This window comes from Nonomuraea sp. NPDC051298 (assembly GCF_055586305.1).
On record NZ_JBVJIM010000020.1, the window covers coordinates 20157 to 41089 of the forward strand.

Consider the following 20933-nt stretch of genomic DNA (forward strand, 5'->3'; position numbering starts at 1 on the left):
GGATGCCCCGCTCTTGGCCGCGGGTTCGTTCGCGTAATTGTGCCAGTCGCCCGGAGCTCTGATCGCTCACGTCGAGACCTCCACCGATGGTTGGGCACCCGCTCGCGGCCTGCGCAGGAGAGGGTGCCGGGAGTGCACGGCCGGCAGCAGCAGGGCTCCCAGCACTGACGCCCCGACGAGGACGCTCAGCCAGCGCAGGTCGAGGTCCTGCGCTGAGAACACGAGCATCGCGCCGACACAGGACACGGCCTGGAAGACACCGAGCCAGCGCAGGACGATGACGTTGAAGCCGACCAAGTGCTCTGCGGGGATGGAGTTGCGGATGGTGGCGTCCGCCGGGCTGAACACCCCGACGTTGAGTCCGCCGAGCAGCAGCAGCGCGTAGACCGACCACGCGTTGGGTACGGCGAGATAGCTGGCCGCCGCCACCACGTACGCCGTGGGCAGGGCGACCGCCCACACCCTGGGCGCCACCCATTTCCTGATCCGGTCGAAGAACAGACCAAGCAACATCCCCGGCGCCCGCAGCACGGCCAGCAGCGTCAGGCTCGTGGTCGCGGCCATGACGCTGAGCTGCTCATTGACCAGCGGGAGATAGTTGACGAACGCGGCATTCACTCCGTGAAAGAGCGGGACGGCCACGAGGATGGAGAGCAGGGCCGGCCGCAATGCATTGACACGTGAGGAGGCGGTCGGCGAATGGTCTTTCACAGGCGCGGCAGGACTCGGATCGCGGCCCAGGCGCAGAATCGTCAGCGACAACACCACGAACGTCAGCGCGTCGAACAGCAGAACGTAACGCCAGGTGCCCGAGGCCACCACAGCCGATGCGGTCAGCACTGCGCCCAGAGCCGCCACGATGTCCAGTGCCGCCTTGCGGCCGGCCAATTTTGAGTACTCTTCCGCCTCGACGAAATACCGGTACACCGCGACCTGATAGAGGATGCGCGGAATTCCTTCCTTCGCGAACGCGTAGAGCGCGACGAAGAGGATGCAGATCAGCAGGGTCGCCGATCGGTCGCGGAACTGTACGGACAACAGCGAGATCGCGATCTCCATGACGGCGATGGCCATCAGCAGTCGCGCGTAATCCACTCGCGCGCTCCCCGTGCGCCTGCCGATCCGTTTCCCGAAAAGGCTCGCGGCGAGCACGGCCAGTGCCGGAACGAGCCAGAATATGATGCTGAATTCTATTCTGCCGGTCTCCACGCCAACCCCGAACGGGATGGCCGTCACGGCGAGAATGTCACCGAACGTGGACAGGAAAGTGGCGGCCAGAAAGACGTGAGAACGTCCGATCACGTTTTCCGCCTCGACGATTTAAACACACAGCCTCCCGCGATCAAGCATCAAGGTAGCCCTGCACGTGCTACGAGTGTCAACCCCTTCCGAGCTAAACATTCCGGCGCAGTCAATAAGTGTGACATGCCTCACATTGAACGCTTCGCGGTGGTGCGTAAACTACCGCTGTCAGCCGTCGGTAAATGAAATGTCCCCTGTTGAAACCAGGCTTGGAGAGGCGGCCGCGTGGCGTATCCCGCGGCCCGGGCGGCAATGGAGATGAACTGTGGGAAATCCCGAGCAAATAGCGTCCCCGGTGGTCGCGTCCACCTTGACAGAACTCTTCGGCGCGACAACGCGCCGTCATCCCGACCGAATCGCCGTCCGGGATGACGCGCAGGCGCTGACCTACGAGCAACTCAACGAACGCTCCGACGCCGTGGCGGCGGCACTGCGCAGGCGCGGGGTCGAGGTGGAGGACCGCGTAGGCGTCCACCTCCGTAGATCAGCCGACCTGATAGCCGTCGTCCTCGGCGTGCTCAAGGCGGGCGCCGCATATGTCGCTGTGGACACCCGCTATCCCGACGCCCGTCGTGACCTGATGCTGCGCGCAGGGGGCGTGCGGGTGGCAGTCACGGAGAACGCCTTCGCAGAGCCGTTGCGTGACGTGGTGCCCGAGGTCCTGCGCCTGGACCACCTCCATCCCGCCGGCGCGGTGCAGGCCCCGGTGGTGGCGCCGTCCAACGCGGCATCGGTGCTGTTCACGTCCGGATCGTCCGGAATGCCGAAGGCGATCGTGCTGGAGCATCGCAACATCCTCTCCTTCGCGACCAACCCATCGCTGCCGCGTCTGACCGCGCAGGACCGGGTGGGCCAGATCTCCAGCGTGTCCTTCGACGCCTTCCACTTCGAGCTGTGGTCCGCCATCGCAGCGGGCGCGCAGATCGTGACCCTGCCGGCCGTACCAGATCTGCTCGCCGCCGACTTCCAGCGTCAGATGCGGCGCTTTCGCATCTCAGCGATGCTGGTGCCGACCATGGTGGTCAACCATGTGGTCAGAGAGGATCGTGACGCCTTCGCCCCGTTGCGTGTCCTGCAGGCCGGCGGCGACGTCCTGCTGCCCTCGACCTGCCGCGATCTGCTCGCAGGGGCTTTCACCGGCGAGCTGTACAACCTCTACGGCCCGGCCGAGATCACCACGGCGTGCACCGCGCATCTCGTGACGGCGGAGGACACCACGGGAGACAGCATCCCCATCGGCCGCCCGCTGGACGGCGTGACCTTACGCATCGTCCGCCCTGATCTGTCACCGGTCGCCTCAGGTGAAGTCGGCGAACTCCTGGTCGGTGGCCCGGGTGTGGCCCGCGGCTATCTCGGCGCGCCGCTGGAGACCAGCGAACGCTTCGTCACGATGCCTGGAGCTGGCCGTCTCTACCGGACCGGAGACCTCGTCCGGCAACGCGGCGACGGCGTCCTGCTGTTCATGGGCAGAGCGGACGACCAGGTGAAGGTGCGCGGCTACCGGGTCGAACCCGGCGAGGCCGAGCGCGCCCTGCGCCGCCATCCCGAGGTCAGCGACGCCGTCGTCCTGCCCGAGGGAGAGGGCGAAGACCGCCGCCTGATCGCCTTCGTCGTGCTCGACGGCGCACTGCCGCTGCGCGAACTGCGTGTCCATGCCGAAGCCGAACTGCCCGATTACCTGGTGCCCAGCGACATGGTCGCCCTGCCCAGCATCCCCGCGACCGACCACGGCAAGCGCGACCTGGACGCGCTGCGGGTCCTGCTGGCCACGCAGCGCGAACGCGACGACGACTTCCGGCCGCCACAGAGCGAGACCGCCCAGTACCTGGCGCGGTTGTGGCAGGACCTGCTCGGGGTCGAACGCGTCGGCCTCGACGACGACTTCTTCGCCCTGGGAGGACACTCGCTGCAGGCATTCCGCGCCCAGCGCCGCATCAGCCGCGACCTCGGCATCGAGCTCGAGCATCAGGTGCTGCTGCGCAACACGGTTCTGGCGGACCTTGTCCGTGTCATGGACGAGCTGATCGACGACGCCCTCGCCGGTGACGCGCGGTGAGCCGCACGACCACCATCGACCTGACCGACGTCGACGTCTTCGTCCGCAATGAGCATCCCAAGCTGTTCGCCCGGCTACGCGTGCAGCACCCCGTGTACGAGAACATCGCCCCTGACGGCAGCCGCTTCTACGCGCTGACCACCTACGAGAATGTCCTGTGGGCCTACCGCAACCACGAGATCTTCGGCTCGACCCGGGGAGCGATCCTCGGCGGCTCCTTCGGCAGCACGGAGGACTCGGCGGCGGGCCAGATGATGGTGGCCACCGATCTGCCCCGGCACCGCATGCTCAAGCAGGCCATTCAGCCGGCGATGTCCGCTGCCGTGGCCGCACGCGTACGAGAGCAGGTCCACCGGCTCCTCGATCACGCCGTCGAGCGTGCGGTGGCCGCCGGCGGCTGCGACTTCGCCACCGAGATCGCCACCGAACTGCCCGCAGGCGCGCTGATGGTGATCATGGGGATCGGTCACGGCGAGGCGCACGAACTCATCGGCCTCACCCGCAAGATGGTGGGCTTCCGCGACGAAGTGTTCGTCGACACCGGCGGGGACGTCCGGCTGCGGCTGGCCTGGCTGCAGGCCGAGATCTTCGAGTTCCTCGCCGACGTCCTGGCCGAGCGCAGGCGCAGCCCCCGCGACGACCTGGCCAGCATGCTGCTGACCGCCGAGATCAACGGCCGCCGCATGCGCGAGGAGGAAATCCTCTACAACTGCATGAACGTCGCCGTCGGCGGCAACGAAACCTCCTCCTACACGGCGTGCACCGGCTTGCTGGACCTCATGGACAATCCGGCGCAGTACGACCTGCTGCTGCGCACGCCCGCGGCGCTGGACACCGCGCTGAACGAGATACTGCGCTACAGCTCGACCAACGCCTATGTGCAGCGGATGGCCCGCCGGGACGTGGAGGTACAGGGCACGCTGATCCGCGCGGGCGAGTCGGTGACCCTGTGGAACTTCTCCGCCAACCGAGATGAGACACAGTTCCCCGACGCGGCCCGATTCGATGTGACGCGAACCCCGAACCGGCATCTCGCTTACGGAGCCGGCCTGCACCGATGCATCGGGGCACCGATCGCCCAGGCCGAGCTGTCGCTGCTGTTCGAGCGGCTGCTCGCGATGGGCGTCGCGTTCAGGCCCGCAGGCAGCGCACGCCGGTTGCGGTCCAACTTCATCCTGGGGATCACCCATCTGCCCGTGGAGATCGGATGACCTACGTCGACAACGCGCTGGCGCGCCTCAGCGACAGCCAGCTCGATCTGCTGGTACGGCATCTGGAGCCGATCGCCCCCAACCAGCTTCGGTTATGGATCGACCAGGAGCTCGACCCCGGCTCGAACGCCTACAACGTGTCACGCTGCCTGCATGTGCGGGGACGGCTGGACACCGCCGCGCTGATCGAGGCGGTCAACGCGCTGGTGCAGAGGCACGAGGCTCTGCGCACCGTCTTCCTCGAACACGCCGACGCCGTGTACCAGCTCGTCCTGGATCCCGATCCCATCCTGTCCCGTGTCGAGCACGCGAGCGGGGACGTCGCGGCCCTGGCACGGGAGTTCACGCTCGCGCCCTTCGACCTACGGCGCGAGCGGCCGATGCGGGCACGCCTGCTGCGCGTCTCGGACGACGAACACGTCCTGCTCCTTGCCTTCCACCACATCGCCGTCGACGGCTGGTCCCTGGACATCGTGGAGCGCGAACTTGCGCAGGCGTACGAGTCGATCTCCCGTACAGGAGGCTGGACGGCCTCGGCCCCAGCCGCCCAATTCGGCGACTTCACCCGCTGGCAGCGACAGACGCTGACCCCGGAACTGGTCGAAGCTCAACTCAGCTACTGGCGGACGGCGCTGCCCGCCGACCCGGCGCAGAGATCGTCGCTGGCCACGCCCCCCATGGGCGGGGCGGGAGCGGGCCTGGCGGCAACAGCCGACTTCGAGCCGCCCTCCTCGTGCGTCGCCGCCATCGACGCACTGTCCAGCCGATTCGACGTGTCCACGTTCGCCGTCCTGCAGGCGGCCGTGCAGATCCTCCTCTGGCGCTACTCGGGTGACGCCGATGTCGTGCTGGGAACCACGACGCTCAACCGCAAACGGCCGGAGTTCGAATCCGCCGTCGGGTTCTTCGTCAACACCGTCGCCCTGCACACCGATCTGGCCGACAACCCTTCGTTCGGCGTCGCCCTCGCACGGGCTCGCGAGACGGTGAACGGCGCGTTGTCGCACGACGACGTGCCGTTCGACCGCGTAGTGGCCCAGCAGCGTGCGGGCCGCCGCGGCGTGCTGTTCGACGTCGCCGTGGAGCTGCAATCGTCACCCTCCGCGCACCGCCGGTGGGGCGGCGTGACAGTCGAGGCCAAGAGCCTGGCGGACAAGCAGGCGAAGTTCGGCCTGACGTGGTTCTTCCTGCGCACCGCGGACCAGTTGCGCCTGGTGGTCGAGTACGACACCGCGCTGTTTGACCGGGACTGGGTAAGGGGGGCTGCGGACGCCTTGTTCACCCTGATCAGCGCCGGGGAACGGGTGCCGGGCGCACCCGTCGCCGATCTCGACCTGCTCGGTGACCGGCGTGCCGCGACTATGACAGGGTCGTCGCCCCAGGATGCCCGGCCGCCCACAAGCGACCTGATCAGGGCACTGCCAGGGTACGGCGAGCGCATCGCGGTGCGCACGGCGGACGACGCGATCACCTTCACCGAGCTGAGCCGCCTGGCCGAGGCGTGTGCGGGCACGCTCGTCGAGCGGGGCCTGCCCGCCGGCTCCCTCATCGGCCTCGTGGCGGACCGGTCCGTCCACTCCATCGCTGCTCTCCTTGGCATCTGGCTCGCCCGATGCGCGTATGTGCCGATCGATCCCGTCCTGCCCAAGGAACGCAACCGCCATGTGCTTGCCGACGCAGGCGTCGACGTCGTGCTCGGTCCAGCGGACTTCGGCGCCTGCGGCGCACACGTGATCGACTTCACGAAGACCGACGGCTTCGGTGGCGAGCCCCGGCGGACCCATCCGCAGGACGTCGCCTATGTGATCTATACCTCGGGCACGACGGGCGCGCCCAAGGGGACGCTCATCACACACGCGAACGTGCTCGGCTTCATGGCCGGGCTGCGAGAGACCTACGGCGTGCGGGACTGGAGCGACGAAGTGGTCTCGCTCAACGCCCCGCTCATCTTCGACGTCACCGTCCAGCAAGTGCTGGCGCTGCTCAACGGCGCCACCCTCGCCATCGTGCCCGCCTCGGCGCGGCTGGACCCGGACGCAATGATCGACTATCTCGCCGAAACGGGAACCACCTTTCTGGAATGCATCCCCTCGCACCTGCAGGTGCTGGTGGATGCAGGCCTGCTCACCCGCCGTGACCTGAAACTGCGCCGGCTCGTCCCCGGCGGGGAGGCCCTGCCGCCCGCGCTCTGGCAGGCCCTGACCGAAGCGCGGCACTTGGGCGTCTTCAACGCCTACGGCCCAACCGAATGCACGATCAACGCGACCTGCCAGCCCGTCAACGCGATCGCACGGCGCCCGTCCATCGGCAGGCCGCTTCCGGGCGTCTCGCTATACGTCGCCGACGACAAACGACGACTGGTGCCGCGCGGCGCGATCGGTGAGTTGTACATCGGCGGCGGGGGAGTCGCTCTGGGCTATTTGAGGCGCCCAGACCTGACCGCGGAACGTTTCCTGGATGTGCCCTGGGGCCCGTCCGACGAGACCGTCCGGGTGTATCGGTCAGGCGACAAGGTACGGATCGCCGAAGGTGGCGTCGTCGAGTACCTGGGCCGGCTCGACGACCAGGTGAAAATCCGCGGGAACCGCGTCGAGCTGGGCGAGATCACTGCGCGGCTGGAAGCCCATCCGGCGGTGACCAGGGCCGTGACGATTCTCGACGCCGAAGACCCGCAAGGGCCGTCCCTGCACGCGTTCGTGGTGCCCTCCCGGGAGGCTGACGCCGCGGAACTGATCGGACATCTGCGCCGGTTCCTGCCCGAGCACATGATCCCCGCCCGGATTTCCCACCTGGCCACCATCCCCGCGACTGTCATCGGCAAGGTGGATCATCGGGCGCTGCTGGACCTGTGCGCCCGCGAGCGGCTGTCCCTGCCGGGAACCACCCTCGTCGCGCCCGAACCGCCCGCCGATGACGTGGAACGACGACTGGTCGAAATCTGGTGCGACGTCCTCGGACTGCCCCAGGCGCATGCGCGATCTCACTTCTTCGAACTAGGCGGCCACTCGCTGCTCGCGGCCCGGCTGATCGCCCGGCTCCGGCGCGAGTTCGGCACGGCCGCGACGTTCGCGTCGCTCGACCGCGGCCCGACACCACGCCAGCTCGCCGCCGAACTACGCGGCACCCCGATGGCACCTCGAACACCGACGGCGGGCGGACACGTCATCGAACTGGCCACCGCGGCCCACGATCAGACGCCGCTGTTTTGCCTGCATCCGCTAGGAGGCGATGTACATGCCTATCGGGAACTGGTGGATGCGCTGCCCGCGGCCAAGACGGTCTACGGCGTGTTCGACGGGCTCACCAACGCGCGCACGCGGACGACCTGGCCGACACCAGAGGCGATGGTGCGGACCTATGCAGAGGACATCCGGCCACTCGTCGGCGGCCGCGGCTGCCATCTGATCGGCTGGTCACTCGGCGGACTCCTGGCCCACGCCGTGGCCCGGGAACTGGAGGAGATAGGCGTGCCGGTCCGTTCAGTGTCCATCTGGGACACCGGGGTGGCCCCCAAGGCTCGCCGTCCGGCGGCACCTGACTTCTCCACTGGTGCACTGTCCGTCCTGAGCTCACTGGCACCACGCAGAGCCGCACTGTCGAAGCAGGTACGCGATCGGCTGCGCGCCGAGTACCGTACCGATGGTGATGCCTGCACAGGCCGCGACGCCGGCTCCTGGGCGCTCGACACAGCTGCGGCTTTGTGGGGAGTGCGCCCCGACATGGAGCGCCAGGCCCTGGCCGACCGCGCCGTGGTGGCCAGCCTGCACAACTGGCTGTTCGCCGGCTGGCGCCCGGGCATCGTCGAAGCGCCCCTGTGGGTGGTGTGGGCAGGAGATTCGTTGGACCAGCAACTCATCACGAAAACCGACTGGAACAGGCACACCCGCGCCACGGTGCGCGAGGACCGCATCGAAGGCGGGCACTACGACATCATCCGCCAGCCCATCGTCACCGGGCTGGCGCGCGATCTGGCCGGCCTCGTCCTCAGTCCCGGAAGGTTCGGCTGACCGGGGCAGTCCAACGCCACGAGCGGATATGGCACCCCCTCGGTGCGTTGCCCTTGATGAGGCGGGCGATGCTGGGCACGTTCTTGATCTCGCGGGTTGTCTTCTTGTGCGTGGCGCGTTCGCGGGGGCGTTGTCCTCGATGTTGATGATGGCAGCCACAGTGGTTTGACTACGGCGTCGTCTCCGGGGAAGTGCCTGCGGGCCTTGGCGGCCTTGCGTGGCTGGTAGTTCAGGGACTCGATGCCGTTGGTGGTGTAGAACAGCCAGCGAGCTTCGGGAGTGAAGGCGAAGAGCGGGTGAAGCGGTCCCAGGTCGTCTCGAACACGCGGGCCGCCTGCGGATACCTTTGGCCCCAGGTGGAGGTGCTGAAGTCGGCCAGGGCGTCGAAGGCGGCTTCGGCGCTGGGCGCGGTGCCGATCTTCTTAAAGTTCGGCGGCCACCGCGGCCCCCGACGGCTTCCGTGATCACAGAGGGTGAAGCCTACGGCACACCGGCGAGGAATACAGATCAGTGGATCGATGAAGCCTGCCAGTGCCAGTGCCCCCTCGTTGGCCGGATACCACTCGGGCGGGGGTGGTGGCGCACAGCGCGTTCGGTGTCGGGGCGACATCGAACGGGCCGTCGCCGCGAGGGCTGCCGAGGTGCGGCCCGGTGAGCGGCTTGGTGAACGGGGGAACGTGGTCGATGGTCCCGGGCAGGTCGATGGCGTTGCGGTGCGCCAGCCGCAGGGTGCTGCGCTCCAGGCTGCCGAAGTGTTGCAGGTGCAGTTCCGCAGGGAAGTTCCTGCCGGCAGGATCTACCGGACCTGGCCGGTGTTGGGCAGGAACGGGCTGGTCAGCACCTGGGTGCGGTTCTCACGTTCGTAGCTGAACCCCGTGACCACGTGAGGGGCGAGACGATGAGCGACGTGACGGGCAGCGCTGCGGGCGGGGACCTGCCCGAGCAGGCCATCGGCGACGACGGCAACGACGACGGCGAGGAGGCCCTCGGCGCCGACATCGCCCAGTTCGCCACCCTGGAGCGCAAAGGCCCGTGGCTGATGGCCTATCTGGTCGCCAGACGAGTCGAACCCGGCGACGGCAACGGTGTCCGACTCGAACATCAGTCCAGGTGTTTCGACCGAAACACCTTCCGCCGCATCAGCGCCCGGGAGTTCGCCCGCCGGGCCGGCACCAGCGCCAAGCGCGTCATGGCCTATTGGGAGGCATGGAACCGGCTTGCCACCGACGGCGTCGTTCCGCCCGCCACCGACCTGCAGCCGGGCACGGACATCGAACTTCCCGACACCGAGCAGTGTCCGTTCTTCGGCCAGGACGGCTACTACCGCAGCTTGGATGCCAGACGCCTCTCGGCCGAGCGGCGCGAGGCGATCGAGCGGGAGGCGGAGAAGTCCGGCACCCGCCCGTCGGCCATCACCTACGTCATCGGCCATCCGACAGCGGTCAAGACCGCGCTGCTGGCCGATGAGGGCACCCGAGCGGCGGCGCGGGAGGCTCTGCAGGAGTTCGAGGCCCGCCAGTCGGCCGCTGACGCGGCCGACCGCGCCGCGGCCACCGACGTCACCAGCCGGCGGCAACGCGAGTACGACGAGGCCCTGCGCCGCGAGCGGGAGGCGATCGCCGCCCAGGCCCGGGCGGCCGGCGACGGAACCGAGGCGGATGCGTCCATGGACGTCTTCCACGCCATGGCCGAGATCCGCATGGCCGCCTCGCGGGCGCTGTCGCTGCTGCACAAGCAGCAGATCCGCTTCACCACCGACCGCGCCCAGGCCATCGCCGAGCTCTGCGACGGCGCCGAGGCGACCATCACCGCCGTCCGGGACCTGGCCACCGGCTCCGCCCTGGACGACGCGGCGCTGGCGGCGTTCCTGGACGAGAGCGGCGGGCTGCTGTGAGCGGACGGCGGGCATCCCCACGGGCATCAGGGCGCGACGCGCTGGACTGGACACAGGCCGAGAACGACGTCGCCGACGTGATGATCTGGCTGCGCGGCAACCACGGGCGCGAGGTCAGCTACGCCGACATCGCCACCGGCGTCGGGATCCCCGACGGTCACCGGCTGCGGCAGGCCGTCCGGATCGTCCGGGTGATCGCGGCCAACCGGGGCGACCGCCTGGAAAGGTTCCAGCCCTCAGCCGACCCCGCCCGGCGCGGCCCTGACCGGCGCCGGGTCTGGGTCACCCGCTACATGCGCTCAGGGCACGGCGACGAGTTCAGCGCCCGCGACGCCATGTCCGCCGCCCACGCGGCGATGACGTCGGTCAAGGACATGCACCGCGCCACCACCTTCGAGGCCGCCAACCCCTGCTCCATCGCCTCGCCGGCATCGACAAGCTCGGCCCGCAGGCGGTCCGGCGCGAGAACACCAGCCTGCTCGCACAGATGATCGCAGATCTCGAAGCCCGGCTCACCGAGCCGGCAACGGGCTGAGCGGGACCATCATCGCGGGCAGCCGCCCCCGGGCACGCCGCACACCCACGACCAACCAAGGAACCCCCGTCATGACCCCGCTCGAACGCACCCTCGCCAAAGCCCTCACCGAGGTCGTCATCAGACTGGACCTCAGCGACGACGACGCCATCGCGCCCGAGGCCACGATGCAGGTGATCGAGCCGGTGGCCGTCCTCCTGCAGGAGTTGTCCGAGCAGGACCGGCAAGCTCTCGCCGACGTGATCAACCAGTTCGCGCAGCAGGAAACTGACCCTGAGCGGCATGTGACGGCCTGGGAAGCGCCCGAAACCCTGGGTCTCCTGGTCTGAGGGCTGCTGTGTTGATGCTGTGATCAGATTTCTGCCCGCGCTGCGCATCGGCCGCAAAATCCTGGTGCCCACCGCGCCGAGGGCCGCCCCGGACCGCCCTGGCTCAGGCCAGTGCGTCCATCAGGGCGGTGACATAGGCATCCAGCCGCTCCTCCACGGCACGCGTCGTCAGCTCTGTCCTCCCTGCCTCCCTCCATGGCTGCGACACCAACTGCACTTCTTCTGAGAACGCCAGCCCGTCCCGCACCTGCCAGTACAGCCGCTCGCTCGCGGCCGCGGCCAGCACACCGCCGGCCTCCTGATACGCCTCAGCGAACCGCAGACCCCACGCCGGGCCGTGCAGCAGGGCGAGATTGGTGGAGCAGTGCGCCACGTCGAGATCTGCCGGGCCCCAACAGGTCGCTGCCCAGTCGACGACGCCGGTGATCCGCGGACCTGCCGGGCTTGGGGGCGACATGTCGAACAGCACGTTGCCGGGGTGGAAGTCCCGGTGCAGGAATCGTCCTTCATAGGGCGGCGCCGGCTTGCGGATCACGTCGATTGCCGCGGCCCATGCCGCCGCGTCGGCGCCCTTCGGAACCACGACGGTGTCGGCGGTCGTCAGCGTCACATACTTCCGGGGCCGCTCGGCGGGCCGCAGCGCATGGATCGCCGCGAGTTGACGGGCCAGCAGAGGGACGCGTGTCTCCAATCCCTCATCGTCGAGGACCGTCCGGCCCGCCAGATGTGTCATGAGGAGCGAGGGATACTCGCAATGCGCGGCGGTCGGGTCAACCGCGACCAGTCCAGGAGCCGGCACGTCGGTCCCCGTGAGCAGGGCCAGGGCGCTGGCCTCCCTGTTCAGCGAGGCCTCGGCCCACCCCCCATGGAACGGGTCGACGAAGCTCCGCAGCACCAGGTCACGGGTGCCTCCGTGCCGCGTGCCGATGGTCAGCCTCCGCATCTCGGCAGTGATGCCGCCGTGCAGCGCCGCGGTTTCGACGATCCGTTCGCCGACCTCCAGGTGCCGGCTCACCCAAGCCAGTGTCAACGGTCGGACAGCCGCCGCCTCATCGTGGTTTGTCACCGTGCCACCTCATCATCCGGACGGAGGGCGAAGAACCGGAACAGCTCCTCGCGCCCGATCTCGGGAGCTGGCGCAGTGCCCCAAGTTAGAAGCCGCAACTCACCATCGATAGCCGCTTGCACGGCACGCTCGTTTTCGTCCGTCATGCACGGATCCTACGAACACGCATCACCCCGGGCACAGCGAATATTAAGCCGAAGCCATCAGCACCGTCCGGGGATCGAGCCCCGCAGGGAGGAACCCGCATCACGGTTCCTGCGGGCCACGCGCGACAGCCATGGCCAACCTACTTGCCTTACGTGCCTGACAGACCTTCAAGCAGCTGACCAGCTATTTCGCTCAGGCAAGTAGGCAGGCCGCGCGGCTGCCGTGCCTGGCCGCAGAAACGTGAAGCTGGTCCCACCTGCAGAGCTCGCCGGTGAGGAGACGGCGGGCCCATGCGCCCCCGATGTTCGTTGCTCAGCGAAAAACCGATTGCTGGCTGGTGAACGCGCCAGCAAGATCGGGCCATGACCACCATGCATGAGCTATCCGGATGCATCATCGTGTCGGGAATGCCGGGGGCAGGGAAGTCGACGGTAACCGGGCTGGCCTCTCGACTCCTGCCTCGGGCCGCTCGCCTTAAGGCCGACGACATGAGCGAGCTGATCCTCAGCGGCGGTGTCTGGGCCCTGGGTGAGCCTAAGGAGGAGGCCGCCCGACAGGTGGAACTACGCAACCGCAACCTGGCATCGTTGGCAGCCAACTTCGTCGATTTCGGCTTCAGCGTGCTGATCGACAACCTTGTCGTGGACCGGGCGGAGCTGGACTTCCTGGTCGGCCTGTTGGCCCCGCGCCGGGTGCGGCTGATCACCCTCGCGCCGGGGGTGGAAGCATGCCGCAAACGCAACGCAACACGGGATCCGGAGGAGTCGTGGGAGTTTGACGGCTATCACCAACTTGAGGCCGATCTGCAGCGGGAACTCGGCGACGTCGGCTGGTGGTTCGACACCTCCGCGCTCAGTCCCGAGGAGACCGCCGAACGGCTTCTCCGTGAGGCGTCTCAGCTCCCGCCGCTGAGATGACGGTGGAAGAGAGTGTCGTCATGGCCGCTCCTTGATGCGGTGAGAGGGCTTAACTCGTTGCCGGCCCTGTGAGCCGGGCTCCGAGGTCAAAGACCATCTGTGCGAGCAGGCTGGCGGTCTCGCGCCGGACCGCCTGCGGGCCGACCTTATCGATACCGGCAATCTTGGTGATGCAATCGTCGGCGGCCTGGGCCATGGTGGCGAACTCCGTGCGGGCGATCGAGCGTGGGTTGCTCGCCTCGAACGTGGTGGCGCGGCGCATGTCCTTGACCGACACCATCGCCGCGTGCGGCCGACATGGCATCGCGGAAGCTGAACTCGTCGCCGTGGCCGGAGCGCATGTAGCGGGTGGTCACGTGAGCACATCTACATGCACCACGGCTTCACCGGGACCAGCATGTGGATCTCGCCCAAGCAGAACCGCTTCGCCATCCTGCTCACCAACAAGCTCCACTACACCGCGGACCGCCAGCCTCTGATCCCCGTCCGTGAAAGTTTCCGCGAGGCAGCGTTCGACTGACGCGGCCACCTTGTGCGGCCTGGAGGTTCCTTTGCTACCACGAGCGATGCACGGCAGCCACGGGCTCGCACCGACATAGAGCGAGCAGATCACGCCAGAGGTACCGAAGCGGAAACCGCAGGCGCCGACCGGTGTGAGGATATTGCGCTCTCGGCCGTTCCGGGATCTGCGGAATCACCCGCCGTGGCGGAGTGATGGCCTGGGCAGTACCCGTTGGCGACAATCAGCCGTCCACGGGCAGCGGTGTAGGCAGCCGGGTGCGTGGCGGGGATCACGCCTTGGCACGTCGGGCAGATGTCCAGTTGGCTGTCTGTCATGAACGCCCTTTCACGGACGTGGAGCGAACGGTGAGAGACACCCTCTGGATCCACGGCTTTTGTCCAAGAAACCATAGCCGGATCTCCCGTCCGGACAACGCGCCGGGTCGTCAACGGGGACACCGTGGACAACCGTCGTTCGGCGCGACCGCCCGGGCAGCTCTCTGATTTGGGTGACGTACGGGCGCAGCCCGTGCCTCTGTGACCTCCTCGGTGAAGTCTTATCCTAACCCACAGTCCTTTACTTAGTAGATTTCTTCCGCGCCCTATGGTGGGGGCGCGGGCTTCCGGAGGGCGCTCCTCGGGTTGGGAGAGGGGCGTACGGGCGAAGCCCGTGCCGTGGGGAGCTCGAGCCGTACACGGCGCACAGAACGCTTCCACAAGCACCTACTACAGCGACGAGTGTCGGTGGGCCATTCACCGCACCCGTGACCAGCGCTGGCGGCCCGTCCACCACACAGCCCGTGCTGGACAAGCCGTCAGTGCGTTGCCAGGTCATCTCCCCGGCTCACCGTGGAGATGATCAAAGTCAACGACTGAGCAGGTAGCGCCGGGGTGTGGTGCCGACGGTGCGGCGGAAGGCGGCCAGGAAGGCGCTCGCCGTGGCGTACCCCACGTCGTGTGCTACCCGCGACACCGGCTGCCCCTCGGCCAGCAGCGGGAGGGCGGCGCGCAGCCGTACCTGCGTGCGCCAATGATCGAAGCTCATGCCCGTGTCGCGCACGAACAACCGCGTCAACGTCCGCCTGCTCACGCCCGCCGCGCGGGCGTGAGCCTCCAGGCTGCGTGGGTCGGCGGGGTTGGCCAGAAGGGCGGCCGCCACCACCCGGACGCGCTCGTCGGCGGGCTTGGGCACGTCGATGGGCCGGGTGGGCAGGGGGCGTAGCAGGTCGGGCACCACCGCCTCGGCGCGCAGTCGCGCGTCGTCGGTGAGGTCGGTGCGTGCCAGGTACCCGATCAGCTCGGCCAGCAGCCCGTCGACGCCGACCGCCGTGGGCTCGAGCCAGTCCAGCGGGCAGCGCTCTGGAGCCAGGTACAGGCTACAGAGCACGGCGTCGCGGGTCGCGCCGGTGGCGTGGGTGACACCTGCGGGCAGCCACAGCGCCCTGGTGGGCGGCAGGACCCAGTACACCTCGCCCACGCCGACGCTCAGGACGCCGCGCCGGGTCCAGGCGATTTGGTGGTGGGTGTGGCTGTGCGGGGGGATCCAGTCACCCGAGGCGAGCGGGAAGTGGCCGACGATGATCGCGTTCATGTCCTCCATGCGACATAGTCTGGCCTCATCGCGGATTGTGGCCAAATGCGGCGGATCATAGCGTCGTCGGGTGCCGATGATTGTGTTGTGTCTTGTCCAGTTCATGCTCGTGCTCGATGACACCGTCGTGAACGTTGCCCTGCCCAGCATCCGCGATGAGCTGGGCTTCAGCGCGTCCGGCTTGCCCTGGGTCGTCAACGCCTATTTCCTGGCCTTCGGCGGTTTGCTGCTGCTGTGCGGCCGGATGGCGGATCTGCTGGGCCGCCGTCGCGTCTTCCTCATCGGAGTGGCGTTGTTCGGGGTGGCCAGCCTGGCCTGCGGGCTGGCGCAGGAGCCGTGGCAGCTCGTGATCGGGCGGTTCGTGCAGGGGGCGGGTTCTGCGATGGCCAGCCCGGCGGCGATGTCGATGATCACGTTGCTGTATCCGGGGCCGCAGGAGCGGGCCAAGGCGCTGGGCATCTGGGGCGGCATCGCGGCCATGGGCGGAACCTCGGGCCTGGTGCTGTCCGGAGCGCTGACCGACCTGGTGTCCTGGCGCGGCATCTTCCTGATCAACCTGCCCATCGTCGCCGTGGCCCTGGCGCTGCTCCCCCGTCTGGTCCCCGAATCCCGCGCTCCTGGCCGGCGCCGCCTCGACGTTCCCGGCGCGGTCCTGGTCACCGGCGCTGCGGTGACGCTGGTGTACGGGCTGCTCCAGGCCGGAGAGACCGGCTGGAGCGATCCGATCGCCGTCGGCGCCGTCGTGCTCTCCGCCGCCTTGGGGGCGGCGTTCCTGGTGGCGGAATCGCGGGCGGCGGCGCCGCTGGTGCCCGCATCGTTCCTGGCCTCGCGGACGCGGGCGGTGGCCAACGGCGCGACCCTGCTGTTCTCGATGGCGATGTACGCGATGTCGTTTCTGCTGATGATCCAAGTGCAGACCGTTCTGGGCTACAGCCCACTCCTGGCCGGCATCGCCTACCTGCCCTACGGCGCCGGCATCCTGGCGGGCATGTGGCTGTCCTCCCGCATCTCGCTCCGGATCGGGACGCGCTGGGCGCTCCTGCTGGCGTTCTTGGTCAACATCGCCGGCCTGCTGCTGCTGTCCGGCGTGGCGGCGGGCGACTCCTATATCGCCCACGTCATGCCCGGCATGCTCATCCTGAGTGTGGGTAACGGGCTGAGCCTGCCCGTGATGGCGGTGGCCGCGGTCGACGGCACCACCGAGGAGGACGCCGGTCTCGGCTCGGCTCTATTCACCTCCGTCCAGCAGATCGGCGGCGCGATCGGGGTGGCCGCGCTGACCATCATGGGCTACTCAGGCGGGCTCACGGCGGGCGCGGTCTGCGTGGCGCTCGGCGCTGTGATCATCGTCGTGCTGCTGCCGTCGCGGGCCAGCGGCCCGCGACGGACCGGTGGGCATGGAGCCGATGGCCGAAGCAAGCCGACAACCGCTCCCCGGCTCTGAGCAGTCGCAGCTCCGCCTGAATCCGAAGGGACACGCCCGCTTGGAGAGAGAGCGACTCGGGCGCTGTCACAAAGGCAGGCTCCCTGTCACCGCAGCCCTATCCTTGCCCGATGATCAACCTTCAGATCCGTGGCGACGGGCCCGAGGTCATGGCGAGGACCAAACACGGCCTGCCTTGGAGCGATGCGTTGGCCAACCTCGACCAGGCTCAGTTTCCGATGTTTGGCCATCTGATCCCATATGGCGACACGATCTTCAACCATCGGCAGATCGATACCCTGCTGGACGAACTACCACGACTCCCCGCAGGGCTGATCACCGACGCCTTCGCCGAAGCGCTCCGCGCGCTGTGCGGCTTCGCCCAAGAGGCACCACACCGCTATCTGTGGTTCGTCGGAGACTGACACGCCCCGCACCAGCGGTGACAGCCGATCGAGCTTCGGCTCACGTGGCTGGCTGTTGGCGCTAGTGACAAGTAGCGCGCCGACTTGGTGACAGCTACCGCTGCGACCCCCAGCTATTGATGGCGGCTGGGGAGAGCCCGACCCGCGGAGTAGACCGGTTTCCCAGGTTTGGTTGGCGGGGAGTCCCAGGTCATCTTGGCGGCTCCGTGTCAACGACGGCCGAATTCACGCGTCGTCGACACTCCGTACATGATCCCGATTCGGGATCGACGTCGGGAAGTTGTGATCGGGTCGTGCCGCTGGGTGATGTGGTTGTTGGGTGACTGTTCGCGATGGTTCGGCGGTGTGGTCGGATCGGTCGCTGAGCAGGACAATCGACACATCCGAACCGATCGCTCAGGCGAAGAGCCGCGAACCCACCTGAGAAACTCCACACATGTTCGACCTGACCAACGAGTTCCTCCAGCCCCTCACCGGCGTGATCCGCTACTACCAAGCGGATCTCGGCCACCCTGTCGCCGGCACCGGAACCGCCACCTATAGCTGGTGGTCGCAACCGCGCCTCGATGCGTGCGGAGGCCCAGGCCAGCAGCCGCCTGAGGTGACAACTAGCGCGCTTTTCGGCACAACAACACCTCAAGATAGGGGAGCGGGCTTCGCCCGCACGATTACTCAACCGAACCCCCGCCGAGTAATCAATCGACGTGGACATCCTCCTGAACCCGCTGTCGCGACACAGCCACCGTTCACCGCAGCCGGTCCCGGCCCGCAGCACCTAGTGATGGCCTCCGCGGGCCTAGGTAGCTTGAGAGGCTCCTGGCGATCCGCCTAGATCCGGCGTTGATCAGGTCGCTAGACTGGCCCCCTCAATGGACACACGTACGAACCCGTGGCTCCTGCATTTCACCCATGCCGACAACGTCGAAGGCATCGTCAGGACCGGTCTCCTGGCCGATACTCAGCGACCGGACACCACTGTGGAATGCGCCGAGCCCGGCATCAAGGAGCGCCGCCGCCTGTTGCCGGTCACCGTCGAGCCCGGCGGAATGGTGGCCGACTATGTGCCCTTCTATTTCGCGCCCCGCTCGCCCATGCTCCACCGGATTCACAGCGGCGGGGTCACGGGGTACAGCCAGGGCCAGCAGCCCTTGGTATATCTCGTGACACGGCTTCAGACGGTGATCTCATCTGGGCGGCCGTGGGTGGCCACGGACCGCAACGCGGCAGTGGCCACCGCGCGCTTCACGGCCCGAGCCGAGGATCTGGCCACGCACATCGACTGGCAAATCATGTCGGCGCACTATTGGGCCAACACTCCCGAGGACGGCTTTCGCATGCAGCGCCGCATGGCCGAAGTCCTGGTCCATGAGCACGTCGCGTGGGAAACGGTCTCGCATGTCTACACGTGCGATCCCGCGATGGCCGATCGCGTCCGGCAATCCATCGCCGACGAGCCCCACCAGCCGGTCGTCGCGGTCCGAGACCATTGGTACTTCTGATCATGTATCCGAAAATGTGTACTATATCTATCCGGGGTGGAGCGTGAGAGGGGAGGCAACCGTGATCACAGAGACCAGCGGGAATTTGCTGCGTGATCCAGCTCAGGCCCTCGTGAACACCGTCAATACGGTGGGCGTGATGGGCAAGGGAATCGCCTTGCAGTTCAAGCGCGCCTTCCCGGAGGTGTTCGACGCGTACGCGCAGGCATGCGCCAAGGGTGAGGTCCAGCCCGGTCACGTCTTCCCGGTGCAGCTTGCCGGCGGGCAACGGTGGGTGCTGAACTTTCCGACGAAACGGCACTGGCGTCAGCCCTCACGCCTGGACGACATCCGCGACGGCCTTGACGACCTGGCCCGTCTCCTGGTGCGACTGCACATCACCAGCGTCGCCGTGCCTCCGCTGGGCTGCGGTAACGGAGGGCTGCAATGGTCGGTCGTGCGGCCGCTCATCCATGAGAAACTCGGCAGCCTGGACATCGACATACGGCTGTACCAACCTGGCACTCCGGCCGCCTGGGACATGATCACCCGGACCTCGCCGCCCGTCTTGACCGCGCAGCTGCGCTACCTACTCGCGGGCCTGTCCCGGTATATTGCCGCCGCGTTCGACTCCGGCGTCACACACACGCCGCGGCTGTCGCTCCTGGAAGCGCACAAGGTGAGCTACCTGCTGCAAAGCCGCGGCGTCGACCTCCACCTGCGTTTCGACCCACACCTGTACGGACCGTTCTCCGCCGACCTGAACCGGATCCTGGCCGCCCTCGAAGGCCACCATGTGATGGGATACGGCGATGGCACCGGGGGAGCTCGCGCCGACCTGGAGATATCCCCGACCACGATGCGTGAGGTTGCCGAGGCTACAGCCGACGACATGGCGTTCAACCAAGCATGGGACAGCGTCCAGCAGGCGATCATCGGATTCGAGTACCCCGAAGGCATGGAACTCCTGGCCACTGTCCATTACCTGGCCACGCGCCCCGGCGGCACCACCGACGTCGATGCCATCGCCGCCCGAATAGCCAACTGGAACGAGCGCAAGCGCCACCTGTTCCGGCGAACCGACGTCAGCACTGCCCTCGGCCGACTCCACAACGCCGACCTCGTCAAAGCACACTGACCAAGCGGTCCTGCCGACCAGCACGGTGGAGACCATGCGCTCAGACCTGGCCACAGTCATGTCCTGCATGTCCCCGCCATGCACCGATGCCAGGGACACGTCCCGGGAACCGAATGCCGATGGTTGTCGACAAGCTGGTCCCCGCGGATCAGCTCGCACGTGATGCCGTAGGCGATTACGTCGAGGGCGGCACGCTGGCTGTAGCAGGAGAGCCGGCCACGCCAAGAGAGGAGGCGGCGTGGGCAATCGTTACCTTGGGTCTTTGAGAGTTCTGGCTGGTCAGCGGGTTGTGGATCAGTAAGGGTCGGGTAGCCGGGGCGCACTGCTGCGCCCCGGCCCCCTCATAACCGTGCGTGCTGCTCCTCACAGCACACGGCTCAAGCAAGCCCCGCGGACGCTCGAGAGGGCTTGGCCGTCCTCATGCGTTCCCGGGACATAAGGCTCCGGTGGCATGAGGTGTGCACAAGGTGTGATCGGACGTCACCCTTCGGGCCGCGGCTTCCGTGGTAGAGGAGGAGGTCTTGTGAGATCGCCTTTCGTGCTACCTGAAGCAATCGGTCTCTCCCATTCATCCGGTCCTTGCGGGGGTTGTTCGGGAGACAAGAGGTGTTCTCCGCAGAGCACGCAGCGCGCGTCTTGCTGGTCGAGCACCCTGATGGTGTAGGTGTCGAGCGGGGGTCTCACCCGTCGGCGCCGCGCAGTCCAGTAGTCGTCCAGGGTGGGGTCGTCTGGGGACGCCCGCTCTCTGACCATGGTGTGTCGTTCGATCTTTGTCCAAGAGACTTTCAGCAGGTAGGCACCCGTTTCCGGGTTGCCGAACACCGGTCTGCCAGTCGGTCCCGACCAGGGTTCGCCAGCCGGTGCCGGTCCACACGATCAGGGATGAGTTCGGCGGGTTGCCCTCGCGCTGGTA

17 protein-coding genes and 2 pseudogenes are annotated in these 20933 nt (G+C 67.6%); 12 read left to right on the top strand and 7 right to left on the bottom strand.

The genetic code is table 11. The annotated features are described in order from the left end of the window. Positions 1 to 66: 66 nt before the first annotated feature. Positions 67 to 1302, bottom strand: coding sequence for an MFS transporter (locus tag ACZ6S0_RS39455; RefSeq protein WP_465924440.1), 1236 nt, complete (start codon positions 1300 to 1302; stop codon positions 67 to 69). Between the two features lie 310 nt (positions 1303 to 1612). Here ACZ6S0_RS39455 and ACZ6S0_RS39460 point away from each other — a divergent pair, with 310 nt between their 5' ends. The 3 genes from ACZ6S0_RS39460 to ACZ6S0_RS39470 are packed head-to-tail and all read left to right on the top strand — an operon-like array spanning position 1613 to position 8576. Further along, positions 1613 to 3358, top strand: a complete 1746-nt coding sequence (locus ACZ6S0_RS39460) for a non-ribosomal peptide synthetase (RefSeq protein WP_465924441.1) — start codon at positions 1613 to 1615, stop codon at positions 3356 to 3358. Next, positions 3355 to 4569: a cytochrome P450 gene (locus ACZ6S0_RS39465; RefSeq protein WP_465924442.1), complete on the top strand. Its 1215-nt coding sequence runs from the start codon at positions 3355 to 3357 to the stop codon at positions 4567 to 4569. The genes ACZ6S0_RS39460 and ACZ6S0_RS39465 overlap by 4 nt, the downstream gene beginning before the upstream one ends. Then, positions 4566 to 8576, top strand: coding sequence for a non-ribosomal peptide synthetase (locus tag ACZ6S0_RS39470; RefSeq protein ID WP_465924443.1), 4011 nt, complete (start codon positions 4566 to 4568; stop codon positions 8574 to 8576). Before ACZ6S0_RS39465 ends, ACZ6S0_RS39470 begins: the two co-directional genes overlap by 4 nt. An 8-nt stretch (positions 8577 to 8584) precedes the next feature. Here the strand turns inward: ACZ6S0_RS39470 and ACZ6S0_RS39475 are convergent. Both ACZ6S0_RS39475 and ACZ6S0_RS39480 read right to left on the bottom strand, forming a co-directional pair. Beyond that, positions 8585 to 9022 (bottom strand): annotated as a pseudogene (locus ACZ6S0_RS39475) (transposase); the annotation flags it as partial. 18 nt (positions 9023 to 9040) lie between these two features. Further along, a pseudogene (locus ACZ6S0_RS39480) lies at positions 9041 to 9355 on the bottom strand (DUF6004 family protein); the annotation flags it as partial. 119 nt (positions 9356 to 9474) lie between these two features. Here ACZ6S0_RS39480 and ACZ6S0_RS39485 point away from each other — a divergent pair. The 3 genes from ACZ6S0_RS39485 (at position 9475) to ACZ6S0_RS39495 (ending at position 11334) form a co-directional block, all read left to right on the top strand. Then, complete coding sequence (locus tag ACZ6S0_RS39485; protein ID WP_465924444.1) at positions 9475 to 10470, top strand: hypothetical protein; 996 nt, start codon at positions 9475 to 9477, stop codon at positions 10468 to 10470. After that, positions 10467 to 10961 carry a hypothetical protein gene (locus ACZ6S0_RS39490; RefSeq protein WP_465924445.1) on the top strand — a complete coding sequence of 165 codons (495 nt, stop codon included), beginning with the start codon at positions 10467 to 10469 and terminating at the stop codon, positions 10959 to 10961. The genes ACZ6S0_RS39485 and ACZ6S0_RS39490 overlap by 4 nt, the downstream gene beginning before the upstream one ends. A 115-nt stretch (positions 10962 to 11076) precedes the next feature. Beyond that, complete coding sequence (locus tag ACZ6S0_RS39495; RefSeq protein WP_465924446.1) at positions 11077 to 11334, top strand: hypothetical protein; 258 nt, start codon at positions 11077 to 11079, stop codon at positions 11332 to 11334. 103 nt (positions 11335 to 11437) lie between these two features. Here the strand turns inward: ACZ6S0_RS39495 and ACZ6S0_RS39500 are convergent, their stop codons facing one another. After that, entirely contained in the window at positions 11438 to 12349 is a 912-nt protein-coding gene (locus tag ACZ6S0_RS39500) for a phosphotransferase family protein (protein ID WP_465924447.1), read from the bottom strand. 47 nt (positions 12350 to 12396) lie between these two features. Beyond that, a complete protein-coding gene (locus ACZ6S0_RS39505; RefSeq protein WP_465924448.1) occupies positions 12397 to 12546 on the bottom strand; it encodes a hypothetical protein in 150 nt (49 codons plus the stop codon). Between the two features lie 372 nt (positions 12547 to 12918). On the opposite strand from ACZ6S0_RS39505, the gene ACZ6S0_RS39510 reads away from it, so the two are divergent. Continuing rightward, complete coding sequence (locus ACZ6S0_RS39510; RefSeq protein WP_465924523.1) at positions 12919 to 13464, top strand: AAA family ATPase; 546 nt, start codon at positions 12919 to 12921, stop codon at positions 13462 to 13464. A gap of 49 nt (positions 13465 to 13513) precedes the next feature. On the opposite strand, the gene ACZ6S0_RS39515 is transcribed toward ACZ6S0_RS39510, so the two are convergent. After that, the gene (locus ACZ6S0_RS39515; RefSeq protein WP_465924449.1) at positions 13514 to 13744 is read right to left on the bottom strand and encodes a hypothetical protein; all 231 of its coding nucleotides are present in this window, start codon (positions 13742 to 13744) and stop codon (positions 13514 to 13516) included. Positions 13745 to 13834: 90 nt separating this feature from the next. Here ACZ6S0_RS39515 and ACZ6S0_RS39520 point away from each other — a divergent pair, with 90 nt between their 5' ends. Next, positions 13835 to 13984, top strand: coding sequence for a hypothetical protein (locus tag ACZ6S0_RS39520; RefSeq protein ID WP_465924450.1), 150 nt, complete (start codon positions 13835 to 13837; stop codon positions 13982 to 13984). Between the two features lie 846 nt (positions 13985 to 14830). Here the strand turns inward: ACZ6S0_RS39520 and ACZ6S0_RS39525 are convergent. Beyond that, positions 14831 to 15565, bottom strand: coding sequence for a helix-turn-helix transcriptional regulator (locus ACZ6S0_RS39525; protein ID WP_465924451.1), 735 nt, complete (start codon positions 15563 to 15565; stop codon positions 14831 to 14833). Between the two features lie 67 nt (positions 15566 to 15632). Here ACZ6S0_RS39525 and ACZ6S0_RS39530 point away from each other — a divergent pair, with 67 nt between their 5' ends. The 4 genes from ACZ6S0_RS39530 to darG all read left to right on the top strand — a co-directional run bounded on the left by ACZ6S0_RS39530 (position 15633) and on the right by darG (position 20020). Beyond that, positions 15633 to 17000: an MFS transporter gene (locus ACZ6S0_RS39530; protein ID WP_465924524.1), complete on the top strand. Its 1368-nt coding sequence runs from the start codon at positions 15633 to 15635 to the stop codon at positions 16998 to 17000. Between the two features lie 110 nt (positions 17001 to 17110). After that, entirely contained in the window at positions 17111 to 17404 is a 294-nt protein-coding gene (locus ACZ6S0_RS39535) for a hypothetical protein (RefSeq protein WP_465924452.1), read from the top strand. A gap of 869 nt (positions 17405 to 18273) precedes the next feature. After that, complete coding sequence (gene darT, locus ACZ6S0_RS39540) at positions 18274 to 18903, top strand: type II toxin-antitoxin system toxin DNA ADP-ribosyl transferase DarT (RefSeq protein WP_465924453.1); 630 nt, start codon at positions 18274 to 18276, stop codon at positions 18901 to 18903. A 61-nt stretch (positions 18904 to 18964) separates the two neighbouring features. Beyond that, positions 18965 to 20020: a type II toxin-antitoxin system antitoxin DNA ADP-ribosyl glycohydrolase DarG gene (gene darG, locus ACZ6S0_RS39545; RefSeq protein WP_465924454.1), complete on the top strand. Its 1056-nt coding sequence runs from the start codon at positions 18965 to 18967 to the stop codon at positions 20018 to 20020. Positions 20021 to 20933: the final 913 nt, after the last annotated feature.